The 15,515-nt window shown below is 60.0% G+C and carries 16 protein-coding genes and 2 pseudogenes; 10 read left to right on the forward strand and 8 right to left on the reverse strand.

The genetic code is table 11. The features are described from left to right. The first annotated feature begins 3 nt into the window (after positions 1-3). The 4 genes from IMCC20628_RS23035 (at position 4) to IMCC20628_RS23050 (ending at position 4,125) form a co-directional block, all read left to right on the forward strand. Complete coding sequence (locus tag IMCC20628_RS23035; protein ID WP_047032930.1) at positions 4-696, forward strand: amino acid ABC transporter permease; 693 nt, start codon at positions 4-6, stop codon at positions 694-696. Between the two features lie 10 nt (positions 697-706). Then, positions 707-1,396 (forward strand): amino acid ABC transporter permease, encoded by a 690-nt coding sequence (locus IMCC20628_RS23040; protein ID WP_047032931.1) that lies wholly within the window; start codon positions 707-709, stop codon positions 1,394-1,396. Between the two features lie 107 nt (positions 1,397-1,503). After that, on the forward strand, positions 1,504-2,775 hold the full coding sequence (locus IMCC20628_RS23045; RefSeq protein ID WP_047032932.1) for an FAD-binding oxidoreductase: 1,272 nt from the start codon (positions 1,504-1,506) through the stop codon (positions 2,773-2,775). Between the two features lie 6 nt (positions 2,776-2,781). Continuing rightward, positions 2,782-4,125, forward strand: a complete 1,344-nt coding sequence (locus tag IMCC20628_RS23050) for an FAD-dependent oxidoreductase (RefSeq protein ID WP_047032933.1) — start codon at positions 2,782-2,784, stop codon at positions 4,123-4,125. A 404-nt stretch (positions 4,126-4,529) separates the two neighbouring features. Here the strand turns inward: IMCC20628_RS23050 and IMCC20628_RS23055 are convergent, their stop codons facing one another. Both IMCC20628_RS23055 and IMCC20628_RS23060 read right to left on the reverse strand, forming a co-directional pair. Then, positions 4,530-5,246 (reverse strand): IS6 family transposase, encoded by a 717-nt coding sequence (locus IMCC20628_RS23055; RefSeq protein ID WP_047032934.1) that lies wholly within the window; start codon positions 5,244-5,246, stop codon positions 4,530-4,532. A gap of 49 nt (positions 5,247-5,295) precedes the next feature. Further along, positions 5,296-5,733 (reverse strand): annotated as a pseudogene (locus tag IMCC20628_RS23060) (IS6 family transposase); the annotation flags it as partial. A 94-nt stretch (positions 5,734-5,827) separates the two neighbouring features. Here IMCC20628_RS23060 and IMCC20628_RS24875 point away from each other — a divergent pair. The 6 genes and pseudogenes from IMCC20628_RS24875 to IMCC20628_RS23085 all read left to right on the forward strand — a co-directional run. After that, positions 5,828-6,204: pseudogene (locus IMCC20628_RS24875) on the forward strand (ATP-binding protein); the annotation flags it as partial. Next, complete coding sequence (locus IMCC20628_RS23065) at positions 6,126-6,716, forward strand: TetR/AcrR family transcriptional regulator (protein WP_047032935.1); 591 nt, start codon at positions 6,126-6,128, stop codon at positions 6,714-6,716. The pseudogene IMCC20628_RS24875 and the gene IMCC20628_RS23065, both read left to right, overlap by 79 nt. Beyond that, the gene (locus IMCC20628_RS23070; RefSeq protein WP_052766645.1) at positions 6,713-7,495 is read left to right on the forward strand and encodes an enoyl-CoA hydratase/isomerase family protein; all 783 of its coding nucleotides are present in this window, start codon (positions 6,713-6,715) and stop codon (positions 7,493-7,495) included. Before IMCC20628_RS23065 ends, IMCC20628_RS23070 begins: the two co-directional genes overlap by 4 nt. Next, positions 7,488-8,972: an AMP-binding protein gene (locus IMCC20628_RS23075; RefSeq protein WP_047032936.1), complete on the forward strand. Its 1,485-nt coding sequence runs from the start codon at positions 7,488-7,490 to the stop codon at positions 8,970-8,972. The genes IMCC20628_RS23070 and IMCC20628_RS23075 overlap by 8 nt, the downstream gene beginning before the upstream one ends. After that, entirely contained in the window at positions 8,969-9,325 is a 357-nt protein-coding gene (locus IMCC20628_RS23080; protein ID WP_047032937.1) for a MaoC/PaaZ C-terminal domain-containing protein, read from the forward strand. Before IMCC20628_RS23075 ends, IMCC20628_RS23080 begins: the two co-directional genes overlap by 4 nt. Further along, positions 9,325-9,681 (forward strand): phosphate acetyltransferase, encoded by a 357-nt coding sequence (locus tag IMCC20628_RS23085; RefSeq protein ID WP_047032938.1) that lies wholly within the window; start codon positions 9,325-9,327, stop codon positions 9,679-9,681. Before IMCC20628_RS23080 ends, IMCC20628_RS23085 begins: the two co-directional genes overlap by 1 nt. Positions 9,682-9,704: 23 nt before the next feature. On the opposite strand, the gene IMCC20628_RS23090 is transcribed toward IMCC20628_RS23085, so the two are convergent. The 6 genes from IMCC20628_RS23090 to IMCC20628_RS23115 all read right to left on the reverse strand — a co-directional run bounded on the left by IMCC20628_RS23090 (position 9,705) and on the right by IMCC20628_RS23115 (position 15,284). Further along, on the reverse strand, positions 9,705-10,466 hold the full coding sequence (locus IMCC20628_RS23090) for an alpha/beta fold hydrolase (protein WP_245307985.1): 762 nt from the start codon (positions 10,464-10,466) through the stop codon (positions 9,705-9,707). A gap of 14 nt (positions 10,467-10,480) precedes the next feature. Then, positions 10,481-11,533: a branched-chain amino acid ABC transporter permease gene (locus tag IMCC20628_RS23095; RefSeq protein WP_047032939.1), complete on the reverse strand. Its 1,053-nt coding sequence runs from the start codon at positions 11,531-11,533 to the stop codon at positions 10,481-10,483. Between the two features lies 1 nt (position 11,534). Further along, a complete protein-coding gene (locus IMCC20628_RS23100; RefSeq protein ID WP_047032940.1) occupies positions 11,535-12,566 on the reverse strand; it encodes a branched-chain amino acid ABC transporter permease in 1,032 nt (343 codons plus the stop codon). A gap of 2 nt (positions 12,567-12,568) precedes the next feature. After that, positions 12,569-13,291: an ABC transporter ATP-binding protein gene (locus tag IMCC20628_RS23105; RefSeq protein ID WP_047032941.1), complete on the reverse strand. Its 723-nt coding sequence runs from the start codon at positions 13,289-13,291 to the stop codon at positions 12,569-12,571. Then, the gene (locus tag IMCC20628_RS23110; RefSeq protein ID WP_047032942.1) at positions 13,284-14,048 is read right to left on the reverse strand and encodes an ABC transporter ATP-binding protein; all 765 of its coding nucleotides are present in this window, start codon (positions 14,046-14,048) and stop codon (positions 13,284-13,286) included. Before IMCC20628_RS23110 ends, IMCC20628_RS23105 begins: the two co-directional genes overlap by 8 nt. Before the next feature lie 66 nt (positions 14,049-14,114). Next, the gene (locus IMCC20628_RS23115; protein ID WP_047033007.1) at positions 14,115-15,284 is read right to left on the reverse strand and encodes a substrate-binding domain-containing protein; all 1,170 of its coding nucleotides are present in this window, start codon (positions 15,282-15,284) and stop codon (positions 14,115-14,117) included. Positions 15,285-15,515 lie beyond the last annotated feature (231 nt).

A 15,515-nucleotide genomic window follows, 5' to 3' on the forward strand; every position in this document is an offset into this window, starting at 1 on the left:
TTAATGGAGTGGCTTCAAAGTATCTTTAACTTTCGGATCGTCTTTCAGTATTGGGAGGTCTTTGCGCAAGGCATTGTCAATACGATTCTGATCTCGGCGATCTGTCTGGCTTTGTCCTTGATGTTCGGGATTCTCATCGCCCTGGCGCGGCGGTCAAGCAATCCGCTGATTTGGCGGCCTGTCGCGGTTTATATCCAGGCGATACGTTCAACTCCGCTGCTGATTCAGATCTACCTGATCTATTACGGCCTTCCCTCCATTCTTCCGTTTGGCAATTTTTTGGATGAAACCCAAACCGGTATCATCGCGCTGACCATACATACCTCGCCCTACATGGGTGAAATCATCAGGGCCGGTCTTGAATCGATCGATCGCGGCCAGATCGAGGGCGCGTTATCTGTCGGCATGACCCCCAGGCAAACCACGACAAATGTTGTCCTGCCGCAGGCGATTGCAAACGTCGTGCCGCCCTTGCTGGGCCAGACCGCAGTTTTGATCAAGGACACGTCCCTTCTCAGCATCATCGCCGTGTTCGAATTGATGGGCGCCGGGTTGCGGATGTTTTCGGAAACGGTCATCGCCACGGAAAGCTATGTGACGACTGCAGTCTGTTACCTGGCCATATATTTCATGATGCTGGGGATTTCCGGCGTGGTCCAACGAAAGCTGGGCGGTTCCGCCTGGCAGGCAAACTAGGAAACAGTCCATGGAATGGTTTGCACATAAGTGGGGTATCATCGACCAGCTTTCGCCCTTTATGATCGAAGGGCTCTGGATCACGTTCAAGATCTCGATTATCGCGATTTTCTGTGGCTCGACGCTGGGGTTTGTTCTGGGTGTTCTCAAGACACTCCGGATCTATGCGCTGGAAAAGCTGATCAACACATATCTGCATATCTTGCGCGGATCGCCCTATCTGGTTCAGCTTTACATCGTCTATTTTGTCTTTCCCTCCCTCAACATCGAATGGCTGAAATTCGACAGTTTTACTGCTGCTGTGGTTTCGCTGTCGCTTTACACATCAAGTTACGTTACGGAAATTGTCGCATCGGCCATCTTCGCCGTGCCAACTGGGCAAAGTGAAGCTTCGCGATCAGTGGGCATGAACAAAGCCCAGGCCTACAGGTATGTGATCCTGCCTCAGGCCTTGAAGATGACCATTCCGCCGATGGCTAGTGTCTATGTGATCGTGATCAAGAGCACCGCAGTGCTTTCGGTGATCGGTATTGCCGAACTGACCCGTCAGGGTGAAGTGGCGATCATGCGAATGCCGGGCGACATCATGTTCATCTACGGCCTGATCGCGGTCTTCTATTTCTTCTATTGCTATCCGGTGCTTCGGTTTTCAAAATGGGCCGAAACCCGTTTCGGCTCCATTGGGGTTGAATTGGAGTGATCTCGCCGTCGCAGCAGGCAATGGCCGGAGGCTAAACGCGAATTGAGGCGGGCAGGGCGGTTTTGGCAATAAGCCATAATCAGCGGCACTTTTGAACGGATACATCGATGTTACAGCGTTTGAAAGGCGGCGAACTGCTCTCTGTCGCTATCGTCGGCGCAGGGATTGTTGGCTGCGCGACGGCTCTGGCGCTTGCTCTGGATGGGCACCAGGTCACGCTGTTTGATCCGGATGCGCCAGGGGCAGGGACTTCGTCGGGCAACGCCGGCGGCATCGTCACGGGTTCAGTGACCCCCACGGCCACACCCGAAGTGTTGCGCGCTTTGCCGTTCTACCTATTCGACAAGTCATCGCCGGCAGTGCTTCGTTTGCGCCATTCGCTGAAGGTGTTGCCGTGGCTGTTTCGCTTTGCCCGCGCAGGCTTACCCAACGAAGTGGACAGGATCGCGGCGGCATTGCATCCGATCCTTTCAGGCTCTCTGACCGCCCATGGCGCCCTTGCAGCCCACGCGGGCGCTCAAGCAATGATCACGCAGGAGGGCTGGTTGAAGGTTTTTGCATCAGAGCAGGCGTTTACGGCAACGGCGCAGGATCGGCGGCTGATGGACCGGTTCGGGGTAAACTATGCGATCCTCGATCATAAGGCCGTGACCGATCTTGAACCGAACCTCAATCCCGACCTCTGCGCGGTCGGGTTTTATCAGCCCGACTGCGGTTTCGTTCGAAACCCCAAGGGACTGGCGCAGGCTTATTTCGATGCCGCTGCGCGGTTTGGCGCGATCCATCTGCGCCAGCGTGTTGGCGGGGTCGCCCGGCGCAGTGAAGGGGGTGTGGCCGTTCATGCCGATGGCGTTACCCACAGGTTCGATCGTCTGGTGGTGGCGGCAGGGGCCTGGTCAGCCAGCCTGGTGAAGCAGTTGGGCGACCGGGTTAGTCTGGATACAGAGCGCGGCTATCACATCAGCTTCGGGCCGCAAACGGCCGGGCTGTTGCGCGGGCCGCTGGTCTTGCCGGGCATGTCGATGGTTCTCTCTCCCATGCATGATGGCTTGCGGCTTGTCAGCGGCGATGAACTGGCAGGCCTTGCTGCCCCCCCTAATTACAACCGTATCCGTGCGCTGATCCCTGCGGCCCGCCGCGCCGTGCCTGCGTTGCACGATATATCGTTCCGATCGGAATGGATGGGATTTCGGCCTTCCACGCCGGATTCATTGCCGGTGATCGGTCCCTCGCCGCAGGGCAATGACGTGATCTACGCCTTCGGCCATGGCCATCTTGGCCTGACGCTTTCAGCAATCACGGCGCAGATGGTCGCCGACACCGTGGCCGCTCGGGTCTTGTCGGTTGATCCTGCTCCTTATCTCATCTCAAGGTTCTGATCCACCATGCATGGTTTTCCAATTACCCTTGGCATACCAGCGGACCATACCGGTCCGTTGCCGGAAGCTGTGGATGTCACGGTTATCGGTGGCGGCATCATCGGGCTTATGACCGCTTGGGAACTTTCCCGCGATGGACTTCGCGTTTTGCTGTGCGAGAAGGGCAAGCTGGCGGGCGAACAGTCCGGGCGCAACTGGGGCTGGCTGCGTCAGCAGGGCAGGGACCTGACCGAGTTACCGATCGCGATGGATGCAATGTGCATCTGGCGTGAACTGCCACAAAACCTGCGCGCGGCGATCGGGTTCAGACAGACCGGCGTCACATATCTGGCCCGTGACGCGTCCCGCATGGCCGCCTTCGAGAACTGGCTGGCCCAGGCGCGGCCACACGGGGTTGATACGCGGCTTCTCTCTCGCCGCGAGACCGAGGCAATGTTTCCGAACGCGGCTGGCTGGATCGGTGCGCTGCACACTCCGTCCGATGGTCAGGCGGAACCCTTCGTCACCGTTCCACTGCTGGCGCGTGCGGCAGTTGAAGAAGGGGTTGTCATTCGTGAACGATGCGCCGTGCGCGGATTGGAGCTTTCCGCTGGACAGGTCTCTGGGGTCGTGACCGAGGCTGGCACGGTTCGCTGTGCGCGCGTTGTTCTGGCAGGTGGTGCGTGGTCGTCCTTGTTTCTGGGGGCCCATGGAGTTCGGCTTCGTCAATTGTCTGTGCTCTCCAGTGTTTCGACCACGGAGGCCCTGCCAGAGGGATTTTCGCGTGCTGCGGCGGCTGACGAGCGTTTTGCGATCAGGGGCAGGGCAGATGGCGGCTACAACCTGACGGCATGGTCATCGCACAAGTTCTTCATCGGCCCTGATGCGGTGCGCAATCTGGGCGCCTTCCTGCCGCAATTTCTTGCCGATATTCGCAGTACAAAGCTTCGGCCTTTCGCGCCGCAGGGATATCCCGACGCGTGGCGGACTCCGCGCCGTTGGAGCAGCGCCGAGAAATCGCCATTCGAGCGCTGCCGCATCCTGAACCCGAACCCCGATATGGCCGACATTGCGCGACTGCAGCATCAATTTGCCCTTGCCTTCCCAAGTATCGGCAAACCGGCGATCACGGCCAGTTGGGCCGGCATGATCGACGTAACCCCAGACATGCTGCCCGTTGTGGATCACGCCCCGATCCCCGGGCTGATCGTTGCCACCGGCATGAGCGGCCACGGTTTTGGAATTGCGCCGGGCATGGCGAAGGTGATCGCTGACCTGGTTCAGGGGCGCGCGCCGCAGCACGAAATGTCGCCATTCCGGTACAAGCGGTTTTTCGATGGAACGCCGACAAAGGCGTCCTCCGCCATCTGATCGGATAGGGAATGTCCAGGGCCGCGCATCGTGGGGAAATCTGCGATCTCTTTTCCGTCACAGAATGTAGAAATTATTTCAAAGCATCTGGACATGAATAAATGCACCACACTTTATGCAAAAAAGTAGATTCTCGTGGCACTTCGGTCAATCATCGGAGCGTCTTGGGTTGGAGGATGTCCGCGCTTTTTCAGATGAATCTGAAGCGGGACTATCCCGCCGCTACCGTGGACTAATTTTGCACCGCCGCTCTCGGCGCGGCGTTACTATTTCGAAGCGAATTCTCGCCTGCGGACAACCGACATCCGTTCGTTGAGAGGTGTCGCGGGAGGAACCAAATAAGCCGTCGATCGGCACTGTAAACTTAACGCCTTGAAACCAACATTTGGGCGTGAAGCACTGGTTCATGCGGCGTGAAGGCGCGCAATTTGGTGCCACGTTTTCATGGCTGCTTTTCGCAGTTCGCGATGGTGGGCGGATAGAATATCGTGGCGGGGAATGTGAAAGAGGTTTGCGATCGGGTCGTGGATGGACACGAAACACTGAAGCTGTCGCGCTGACTTGAAGCGCTTCATGATCCTCTCCCGTCGTCGGACGGGCTGATGAGAGTTCTCCGCCCGATTGTTCAATCCCTTGTGAGAGCGATGCTCGACGCCGGGCATGATCTCCCGCTTCGCCGCGCCATAGGAGCGCAGCTTGTCGGTGATCATCACACGCGGCGAACGGCCTTGCCCTTTCAGGATCTTGCGCATCAAACGTTTCGCAGCCTTGGCATTGCGGCGACTTTGCACCAGCACGTCGAGAACAAAGCCGTCCTGATCGACGGCCCGCCAAAGCCAGTGTTTCTTTCCACCAATGGTGATGACAACCTCATCAAGATACCATTTGTCGCCGAGCCTGCCGGCAGATCGCCTCCGGATATCATTGGCAAAGTGTCTACCGAATTTCTCAGCCCAAAGTCGAACGGTCTGATGAGAGACGATGACACCACGCGCTGCCAGCAGATCCTCGACCATCCGCAGGCTGAGCGGAAACCGGAAATAGAGCCAAACGGCATGGGCAATCACCTCCGCTGGAAATCGATGGCGACGATAAAGAGGATCACGCGTAAATCTGGTCATTCCGCCAAATCCCACATTTTGATCGATGTCCGGTTAACGTTACAGTGCCATTCACTGCCATCAGGCCGGCTAGATTGGCGCCGCTCTTGTCGATGACCACTCGGTCCGGCACGCCGCTCGTGCCAATAGCCTGCTTGAAAAACCTGCGGGCTGCGGCAAGGGCACGGCGTTCAGAAAGCATGAAATCAAGGGTTTGGCCGTCCCGATCGACCGCGCGGTAAAGGTAAGTCCACTTGCCCCGGACCCGTATGTATGTCTCGTCCATCCGCCAGGAACTTGCAGTTCCCCGCTTCCGGGTTTGGGCATTTGCAGCAATCAAAGGCGAGAATTTCACCACCCAGCGGTTAAGCGTCGCATGGTCAACGACGATACCATGTTCCGCCCTAATCTCTTCAAGGTCGCGATACGACACCGCATAGCGAACATAGAAAAATACCGCGTACAGGACCACGGCCTTCGGGTAGTGCACACCTTTGAAATCTATCACCATTATGCCCAACCCGCGCAATCGTTTCTTCCGACCGTGCTCTGCAATATCGCCTGTCCAGCTGGAAGCAATGAAGTTTGCGACACAGCCGGCAAAATTGCTGATCATCGATGAACTCAGCTATGTCCCCTTGTCATCGACAGGGCAGAGCTTCCGTTCGAGACTATCTTACAGCGCTACGAGCGCGGCTCTACCATCGCGACGTCCAAACTACCGTTTGAGGACTGGATGTCGGTGCTGGGATCGGAGCGCCTGACCGGGGCCGTGCTTGACAGGTTGACCCACCACGTCAGCATCCTGACCATGAACGGCGACAGCTATCGCCTGAAACAGTCCGCCGCCCGCCGTCGTATCTCTTGCAAATTACAACATGAACAAGTATTCATGTTTTTATGTCGACCAACACTTACCCGAGAACCAAAAGAGGCGTCGCCCGGCGCGAGCAGATCCTGCGCGCAGCCGAGGCCATGATAGGCGCGCAGGGATTTTCCGCGGCCTCGATCGCCGACATCACCCGCCATGCGAAAACGGCTTTGGGCACGTTCTATATTTATTTTTCCAGCAAGGAGGATGTCTTCCGGGAGCTGGTACTGGAAATGGGACAGCTGACCCGCGCCGTTGTCACCCAAGCGGTGGCGGACGCGCCGAACCGTCTGGACGCCGAGCGTGACGGACTGAAAGCATTTTTGCGTTTTGTCGCCGAGCGCCCGTCGCTGTACCGGATCGTCGAGGAAGCCCGCTTCATCGATGCTGATGCCTACAAAGCCTATTTCACCAATTTCGCCAAGGCCTATGCTGTGCAACTTGACGAGGCGGCCGCAGCAGGCGAATTGCGGCCCGGTGACGCCGAGGTACGCGCTTGGGCGCTGATGGGCATCGCCAAGACTCTGGGCGAGCGTTATGTGCTGTGGGGCGATACATCCGACATTGATCATGTGGTCGACGAAGCCTTCTCGATGATCCGGAATGGCCTCGCGCCATGACCACACGGGTCACCACCCAAACGGTTCATTTGCCTGACGGCACGCTGTGCGCGCGGTTAACCCTGGCCGCGGGCCGCGCCAATTCGCTCGAACCCGGACTGCTGTCAGATCTTGGCTCAGCGCTTGATTGGGCTGAAGCGCAGGACGCCAAGGTCATTCTGCTGTGCGGCGGGCCGAATTTTTCAAGTGGCGGTGATGTGCGCGCCTTTCATGTTGCATCGCTTAGCGGTGAAGCCGCAACCTATGCCAACGAGGTTGTTCTGCGCCTGCAGACAATCGTCGCCCGCCTGATCGCCATGCCGCGTCTGGTGGTGGTGGCGGCGCGTGGGGCCATCACCGGCGGGTCTGCCGGGCTCCTGTTTGCCGCCGATCTTGCAGTGCTTGCGCCCGACGCATTTGTGCAGCCTTATTATGCAAAGGTCGGCTTTGCGCCCGATGGCGGCTGGACAGCCCTACTGCCTGAACGCATCGGCGCCGGGCAAGCGCTGGAATGGCTTCAGTCCGATCGGCGGCTTATCGCTCCTGCGCTGTGCGAGGCAGGATTGGCCACTGCGATTTCAGATACTCCCGAAGAGATGGCGACCGAGCTTGCCGCAAACGGGGAAATGGGCAGCCGGCTGGCGGCCAAGGGCCTGATCTGGGATGACGCACGCCGCGCCCGGATCAATGCGCGGCTGGCGGCCGAGACTGCAGCGTTTCTTGACCGGATCGTCCGGCCTGATACGGCTCTGGGCATGTCACGATTTCTAGAGCGCATTGGAGGCAAGGCCGATGTTTGACACTATCCCGGACATGGCCGCTAAGCGCGCCGAGATCTCTCCGAACTCTATCGCCTTTATCGAAGCGGGCAGCGGGCGGGAGTGGCGGTTTTCCGAGATCAACAGCGCAGCCAATGCGGTCGCCGCCGGGCTGGGGCAAGCTGGTTTGTGCTCCGGTGACCGGCTGGCGATTCTGTGCCTCAACCGGGTCGAATTCTTCATCACGCTGTTTGCCTGTCAGAAAACCGGCATCATCCTGTGCCCTCTCAACTGGCGGCAGCCGGCGGCTGAACTGATTGAAACACTCGAGCCTGTGGGTGCCAAGGCGCTCATCCATGACGCGGCTCAGGCCGAGTTGGCCGGGGATGTGGGGAGTGTCTGCGGAATCCGAAATTTTGCCATCGAAACCGATATCTCCGCATGGATCGAAACGGGAGCAACAGTGCCCGCGACGAAAATTCTCCCGGACCAGCCATGGTATCTGCTATTCACATCGGGAACGACAGGCCGGCCAAAGGCGGTGATCCAGACCGCGCAGATGGCCTGGGCCAATGCGGTCAACATTTCCCAGGCCACGCGGATGACCGCGGACGACCGGTCGGTCAATTTCCTGCCACTGTTTCACACTGCCGGTATCAATCTCTACACCCTGCCGCTGTTTCTGCTGGGCGGCTGCTCGACGGTTTTGCTGAAGTTCGAGCCGGGCCAGATTTTCGATCTGCTTAAGCAGGGCAAGATCACGCAGTTCTTCGGCGTTCCTGCGATCTATCAGGTCTTCAGCCTGTTGCCCGATGTCGCCGAGATCAACTGGAGCGTGATCCGCTGCGGCTGCGGAGGCGCACCGCTGCCCGAACCGTTGATCAGGCTTTTTGCCAGTCACGGCGCCAAGGTCCTCAACGGCATGGGCATGACCGAAACCGGGCCGACCGTGTTCCTGATGGATCCGGAGAATGCCGAGCGGAAGATCGGTTCCGTCGGCCGGGCGCAGATGCTGACCGAGATGCGGCTTGAGGGCGTTGCGGCCGGCGAGCGGGGCGCCGGCGAGATCCAGCTCAGGGGCCCCAATATCACGCCGGGGTATTACCTGAACGAAAGAGCCACGCGCGACGCCTTTACCGAAGACGGCTGGTTGCGCACGGGCGATGTCGGGCGGCGCGATGAGGATGGCTACATCTTCATCGTCGACCGGATCAAGGACATGTATATTTCCGGCGGCGAGAACGTCTATCCGGCCGAAGTCGAGCGGGTGCTCAACGAACATGCCGACGTGCTGGAAGCAGCGGTGATCAGCATGCCGGACGCCAAATGGGGCGAGGTCGGTGCGGCCTTCATCATTGCCCGCCCGGGCGCCACCCTCGACCCGGCGGAACTCAGGAGCTGGAGCCGGGAGCGGATGGCCGCCTACAAGGTGCCGGTCAAGGTAACGCTGGTGCAGGATTTCCCGCGCACGGCGGCGGGAAAGGTCCGCAAACCGGAGCTGAGGACCCTGCTGCCATGAAGATCGAACTTGCAACTACGTGGACGCCAAGCCAGGCGGACTTCGACCTGTTCGCGCAGATTTCCGGCGATGACAATCCGATCCATGTGGACCCGGAATTTTCGGCGCGCACCGCCTTCGGGCGCACGGTCAGCCATGGCATGCTCATTTACACCAAGCTGTGGGGATTGTTGACTGCCGCTCATCCGGATGTCTCGCAGACAGGCCAGACGATGATGTTTCCCAATCCCTGCTACACCGGCGAGCCGGTTGATCTGGTGATCAAAGGTGAGTGTCCGGGCAGCCTGTCAGTGCGGGCGGTGAGATCCGCCGATGGTGCGGAGCTTCTGGTCGGCGAAACGGAGGTCGCGTGATGCAGGTGGGACAATCAGCAAGCATCAGCCGCAGCTACAGCCGCGCCGATCTGGAAGGCTTCGCCGGATTGAGCGGATCGGGTGTTCCCGAAACCATTCCGGAACCGTTGATCGCAGCGCTGTTTTCCTACCTGCTGGGTGTGGAATTGCCGGGCCCGGGTACGAATTATCTCAAGCAGCAACTCAGCTTTCTGGCGCCGGCTGCGGCCGAGCCCGAACTGACGGCGAAGGTGGAAATTACACGGCTGCGCCCGGACAAGCATCTGGTCGACCTCTGGGCCACCTGCACGGATGCAAATGGCGTGCTGATCTGCGAAGGCCGCTCGCTGGTCAAGGCCAAGGACGTGGCTGCCTAAGCAGGGTTCGCAAACGGGTGGGTCTAGAGGCTGACGGCAAACTCGACGAGCGTTTTTGCGAAGGCTTCAGGCTCTTCCAGATGTGGGGAATGGCCTGAGTTTTCGAATACGTGCATGCGGCCGCGGGGCGCGGTAGCCGCCAGCCATTCAGCCGCTGACTTCGGATAGACCCGGCTGCGTGCACCGCAGCTTGCCAGCAGCGGGCAGGGCAGATTTCCGATCAGCTCTCTCATGTCCATGCCGACCAGCGCTTCCCACATGGCAATCATTTTTGCCGGATCATTGGCGAGGATCTGGTCAAGCGCATCCTGCCGGCTGTAGCCCGGTGCGCCATCGCGCTGGGCAGACATGGTGATGGCGATCGCTTCGGTCATGCCGCGCCAGTCGGAGATCATGCGCTCGGTGGTGGCGGTGAGATCGCTCTCGCCCTGATCGATCAGCCCGTGCGGCCAGTCCGCGTTGCAGCCTAGCTTGGGGCTCATATCCACGGTCATCAGCCCTGCGATCCGGTCAGCGCCGAATTGCTCGATATACTGCCAGACGACGGCCGCGCCCATCGACCAGCCGACAAGCACAACATCGCGCAGGTCCTGTGCCTCCAGCAGATCGGCCAGCGTTCGCGCTGACGCGTAAAGCGATGGCTCGACCATCGCCTGCGCGCCGTGTCCGGGAAGGTCAGGCGCATGGCAGTCAAACCCTGACGGCAATCGGGCAACGAGATGATCGAAGATCGAGCCGCGCATGGTCCAGCCGTGCAGCAGAACCACCGGCCGCCGCCGGGGCATGATCTGCACGGAAGTCAATCTTCCGCCCTTAGACGTCCGACAATCCCGGTTGGAAAGAAATAGACACTGAGAATGAAGAGCACGCCGAGCCACAACAGCCAACGGTCGGGATCAAGCAATTGCGGGATCAGCGGCAGCCCCTCGGTTGCGCCTGCCGCGACGCCCATCAGGTTTTGCAGGTAATTCTGCGCCAGCACGAAAATGGTGACACCGATCACTGCGCCATACATGGTGCCCATGCCGCCGATCACCACCATCAGCAGGATATCGAGCATGATCTCGAAGGACAGGGTGGTGGCCGGGCCGACATAGCGCAGCCAGATGGCAAACAGGCTTCCGGCGAGAGCGGCAACGGCTGCCGACAGGCAGGTTGCGAGCGTGCGGTAGAGCACGACCCGGTAGCCGATCGCCTCGGCACGGAAATCGTTCTCGCGGATTGCCTTGAGCACCCGCCCGAACGGCGAGTTGACGATCCGGAGCAGCAGCAGGAACAGGGCTAGCGAGGCGAAGAACACCAGATAGTAATTCAGGATCTTGCCGGTGATGGAGATGCCGAACAGTTTGCCCAGCTTGAATGCGGGCGTGAGTTCGCGCGGGATGGAATAGTTGAGCCCGTCCTCGCCGCCGGTCAGGCCGGAAAGCTGGCTGACAAGCACGGCCACGGCGGAGGCGACAGCCAGCGTGATCATGGCAAAGAAGATCGCCCGGACCCTCAATGAAAAAAGCCCGATCAGCAGTGCCAGGATCGCTGCGGCGACTGCGCCGGCAATGGTGCCGACGATCAGCGCATCGAAGCCGCGGCCCATATGGGTGGAGGCCAGCGCCACGCCATAGGCGCCGAGGCCGAAGAACATGGTATGGGCGAAGCTGACAATGCCGGAATAGCCGAGCAGAAGATCATAGCTCGCGACCAGCACGATGAAGATGCAGATCCGCGCCGCTGTTTCGAGTGACCTGACGCCCGGAAACAGGAAGGGGGCCAGGGCCAGTGCCGCGAGAATGGCAAGCAACAGGCCGGTCAGGATCAGGGAGCGCGGACGGTCGCCGGAGAGCAGGTTTGCGAGCATCTTACTTCGCCTTCACAACGGGCATCATGCCCTGTGGCCGCCACATCAGTATCGCCGTCATCAGGGCAATGTTGGAAATCAGCGCCAGCTTGGGTTCCAGAAACGCCACGTAATTCTGCAGCAGCCCGACCAGCAGCGCGCCGATGAAGGCTCCCTCGACGGAGCCGAGGCCGCCGATGATGACGACGATGAAGACCAGGATCATCATTTCCTCGCCCATGCCGGCGGTGATGACTTCCTGGTAGAGACCCCACATGACGCCGCCCAGACCGGCGAGCGCGGAACCTGCGACAAACACGCCGATGAAGACCAGCCGCAACCGGTAGCCCAGCGCCTCGACCATCTCGCCATTCTGCACGCCGGCGCGGACGATGAGCCCGATCTTGGTGCGCTTGAGCACCAGCCGCATGCCCACGAACAGCACTAGGCCGAAGACAACCGCCAGCAAGCGGTATTTCTCGATGGCAGCACCGGCAAAGGTGACGGCACCCTTGAGCATTTCCGGGCGGGTGAGGTAGATCTCGTCAGGCCCCCAGATCACATGGATCATCTGTTCGATGACGATAAGACCGCCGACGGTCACCAAGATCTGCTTGAGATGCGCGCCATAGACCGGCCGCACGATTACACGTTCGAAGCCCCAGCCCAGCGCGCCGGTGACGCACATGGCAGCAACCACCGCAGCGAGCACGGCAGCGACGTTGAGCAGCAGCGACGGTACGCCGGTCCAGCTCTCGAGCGCCACCAGGACAGAGATGCCGACATAGGCGCCCACCGAGATGAAGGCGCCGTGGCCGAAATTGATCACATCCATAAGTCCGAAGACCAGCGTCAGGCCGGAGGCCATGATGAAGATCATCATGCCCATCGCCAGACCAGAAACCGTCAGCGTCAGCCAGCTCGATGTCGAGCCGATCGACAGGAAGCCAAGAACCACCAGCACCGGCACGAGCAGCAACGGCATCGCCTTTCCGATCCTGTCGGGCAGGGAGAGTTGTGCATATTTCGGTGCGTGGTCGGGTGCGGCAGCCATGATCAATGCGCCTCCATGCTCAGGCCCATCAGGCGTTCCTGCAGACCGGCATCGCTTGCGAGTTCGGCCATCCGGCCGGCCCAAATGATCCGCCCGTCATCCATCACCGCGGCGGTGTCGCCGAGCGCCTTGGCGACGGCAAAATTCTGTTCGACCAGCAGGATCGACGCGCCCTTCTTCTTCAGGTCACGAAGCGCGCCGGCCATCGTCGAGATGATCGCCGGCGCCAGACCCTTGGTGGGTTCGTCGATCAGGTACAATTGCCGCTCTTCAGCCATGGCGCGTGCGATCGAGAGCATCTGTTTCTGCCCGCCGGACAGATTGCCGGCTTCCGACCGCCAGAATGTTCGCAACGGCGGGAATGCTTCGAAAATCCATTCCATACGGGCCGGATCAAGCGGGCCGGATGCGGCTGCGAGGATCATGTTTTCCTCGACTGTCAGATCGGAAAAGATGCCCATGTCTTCCGGCACAAAACCTATTCCGGCGCGGGCCCGGGCAGGGGTCGGCATGGTGGTGATGTCGGCGCCGTTGAAGCGCAGGCTGCCGGATTTCGCCTGCCAGTGACCTATGATGGTGCGTAGCGTTGTGGTCTTGCCGACGCCGTTGCGCCCCAATAGCATGGTCACGCCGCCGCGCGGCACCGCCAGATCGACGCCCTGCAGGATGTGATACTGGGCGATGTCGGTGTGGATGCCGGAGAGTTCGAGGATCGGATCAGACATCTGCGAGGTCCCGTCCCATGTAAGCTTCCTGCACAACGTCTGAGGCCATCACCGTGGCCGGGTCGCCGTCAGCGGCAAGCTCGCCATTGTGCAACACGATGATGCGGTCGGCGAGCGAGCGGATGACATCCATCTTGTGCTCGACCAGCAGGATCGTCCGGTCGGTGTCGGCCTTGAGTTCGGCAATCAGATCAAGCACCACCGGCGCCTCGTCGACGCTCATGCCGGCTGTCGGTTCATCGAACATGTAAACCATGGGATCCAGCGCGATCAGGATCGCGACCTCGAGCTTGCGCTGGTTGCCGTGGCTGAGTCCGCCGACTTTCTGTTCGCGAAGGTCGTGAAGCCGCACCCGATCAAGCACGGCCATCGCCGCGACAGTCAGTTCGGTGTGGGAACTTGCCATGGAGAACAGGTTGAAGCCCATCCGGCGCCGGGCCTGGATCACCAGGCGGACATTTTCGAGCACCGTGAGGTTGGGAAACAGATTGGTCAGCTGGAAGGCGCGCCCCAGCCCCTTGCGGCAGCGCTGGGCCACCGGGTCGCGTGTCACATCCTCGCCCATCAGCCGCACGGTCCCGGCCGAAGCGGTGATCTGTCCGGAGATCAAGTTGAAATAGGTTGTCTTGCCTGCGCCATTCGGCCCCACGATCGCGGTGAGTTCGCCAGCCTTGAAGCTGCAGGTGACATTGTCCACTGCCACATGACCGCCAAAGCGGACCGTCAGGCTGTCCGTTTCCAGAAGCGTCTGTGTCATCGCGCACCTATCGGCAGGGGATAAAAATGCCGCGGACACCATGAGGGGCGTCCGCGGCGTTAAGGCTTAGTTGCGGACAGGAATATCCATGTCGTCAATGCCGATCTCGCGGACCAGAACCGGGACGCCATAGTCCTTGCCGTCCTGGATCTCGGTGCGGAAATGATACATCGACTGCAGTGCCTGATGGTCATCCTTGCGGAAACGCATCAGGCCCTTTGGCGTCTGCCATTCCATGCCTTCCATCGCGGTGATAAGTGCTTCAGTGTCGGTTGACCCGGCCTTCTTGATCGCCTCGACCACTGCAATGCCGGCTGCCATGCCGCCCGCTGTGAAGAAGTCAGGCGGCGAGCCGAAGCGGGCCATGTGTTCCTTGACCAGCCAGTCATTGACCGGGTTTTTCGGAATCTCGTAGTAATAGTAGGTCGCACCTTCCATGCCCGGCAGTTCCTTGTAGGCCGTCAGCGCCGCCAGGATGTTGCCGCCGGTTGCGATCTCGATGCCGAAGCGCGAGGGATCCATGGCGTTGATCTTGCCCATCGGATTTCCGCCGCCGGCCCAGATGATGAACAGCTTCTTCTTGCCTTCAATATCGCCCATGGCGTTGAAGATGCGTTCCGCTGCAGCGGTGAAGTCGGTGGTGTCGGTGGGGACATATTCTTCAAGCGCTATCTTGGCACCCGAGCCAGCCAGCGCCTCGCGGAAGGCTGCCACTCCGTCGCGTCCGAAGGCATAATCCTGCGCCAGCGTTGCGATTGTCACGCCTTCGCCACCCAGGGCGACAGCGTTGGAGATCGCATCCTGCGAGGAGTTGCGGCCGGTGCGGAAAATGAACCGGTTCCAGTTCTCGCCGGTGATCGAATCGGCCACGGCAGGTTCGACGATCAGGATTTTTTCATATTCCTGGGCGACCGGAAGCATTGCCAGCGCCACGCCGGAACTGACCGGTCCGACAGCGATGTCGGCTTCGTCATCGCCATAGGCCTCGGCCAGCATGGCCTTGCCGATATCCGGCTTGATCTGGGTGTCTTTCTCAATCACGACGATTTTTTCGCCATCGATCTCCATGGTGCCACCAGTGGCGTATTCGAGGCCAAGCATCAGTCCGTTATGCGACTGGGCTGCATAGGCCTCAAGCGCTCCGGTCTTTCCGTAAACATGTGCAATCTTGATCTCGGCGAGCGCCGGTACGGCCAGCATTGCTGCGGCCACACCGGTTGCCAGTATCGTTTTCATCTTCATATCGGGTCTCCTCCCCTAAGCGAACAACGGTACAAATATGAAACATGAATCAATATTCATGTCAATATTCGGACCAGCCCTCCAGCCGCTGTCCGGTCCATCAACTTTTGCTGCTGCGAGGACGGAAGAATGTGCGGTTCGCGGTGGAGCTATGGCTGAATTTAGGTGATGAGGCATCATTGAGCGGCGCGGCATTGGTTGGGATCGCTGTGAGCGATGCCGTCG

The organism is Hoeflea sp. IMCC20628 (assembly GCF_001011155.1).
GTDB lineage: Bacteria > Pseudomonadota > Alphaproteobacteria > Rhizobiales > Rhizobiaceae > Hoeflea.

Coding starts and splice junctions, on each gene's coding strand:
- IMCC20628_RS23035 (WP_047032930.1), top strand. CDS start 4: ATGGAGTGGCTTCAAAGTATCTTTAACTTTCGGATCGTCTTTCAGTAT.
- IMCC20628_RS23040 (WP_047032931.1), top strand. CDS start 707: ATGGAATGGTTTGCACATAAGTGGGGTATCATCGACCAGCTTTCGCCC.
- IMCC20628_RS23045 (WP_047032932.1), top strand. CDS start 1,504: ATGTTACAGCGTTTGAAAGGCGGCGAACTGCTCTCTGTCGCTATCGTC.
- IMCC20628_RS23050 (WP_047032933.1), top strand. CDS start 2,782: ATGCATGGTTTTCCAATTACCCTTGGCATACCAGCGGACCATACCGGT.
- IMCC20628_RS23055 (WP_047032934.1), bottom strand. CDS start 5,246: ATGACCAGATTTACGCGTGATCCTCTTTATCGTCGCCATCGATTTCCA.
- IMCC20628_RS23065 (WP_047032935.1), top strand. CDS start 6,126: ATGTCGACCAACACTTACCCGAGAACCAAAAGAGGCGTCGCCCGGCGC.
- IMCC20628_RS23070 (WP_052766645.1), top strand. CDS start 6,713: ATGACCACACGGGTCACCACCCAAACGGTTCATTTGCCTGACGGCACG.
- IMCC20628_RS23075 (WP_047032936.1), top strand. CDS start 7,488: ATGTTTGACACTATCCCGGACATGGCCGCTAAGCGCGCCGAGATCTCT.
- IMCC20628_RS23080 (WP_047032937.1), top strand. CDS start 8,969: ATGAAGATCGAACTTGCAACTACGTGGACGCCAAGCCAGGCGGACTTC.
- IMCC20628_RS23085 (WP_047032938.1), top strand. CDS start 9,325: ATGCAGGTGGGACAATCAGCAAGCATCAGCCGCAGCTACAGCCGCGCC.
- IMCC20628_RS23090 (WP_245307985.1), bottom strand. CDS start 10,466: ATGCCCCGGCGGCGGCCGGTGGTTCTGCTGCACGGCTGGACCATGCGC.
- IMCC20628_RS23095 (WP_047032939.1), bottom strand. CDS start 11,533: ATGCTCGCAAACCTGCTCTCCGGCGACCGTCCGCGCTCCCTGATCCTG.
- IMCC20628_RS23100 (WP_047032940.1), bottom strand. CDS start 12,566: ATGGCTGCCGCACCCGACCACGCACCGAAATATGCACAACTCTCCCTG.
- IMCC20628_RS23105 (WP_047032941.1), bottom strand. CDS start 13,291: ATGTCTGATCCGATCCTCGAACTCTCCGGCATCCACACCGACATCGCC.
- IMCC20628_RS23110 (WP_047032942.1), bottom strand. CDS start 14,048: ATGACACAGACGCTTCTGGAAACGGACAGCCTGACGGTCCGCTTTGGC.
- IMCC20628_RS23115 (WP_047033007.1), bottom strand. CDS start 15,284: ATGAAAACGATACTGGCAACCGGTGTGGCCGCAGCAATGCTGGCCGTA.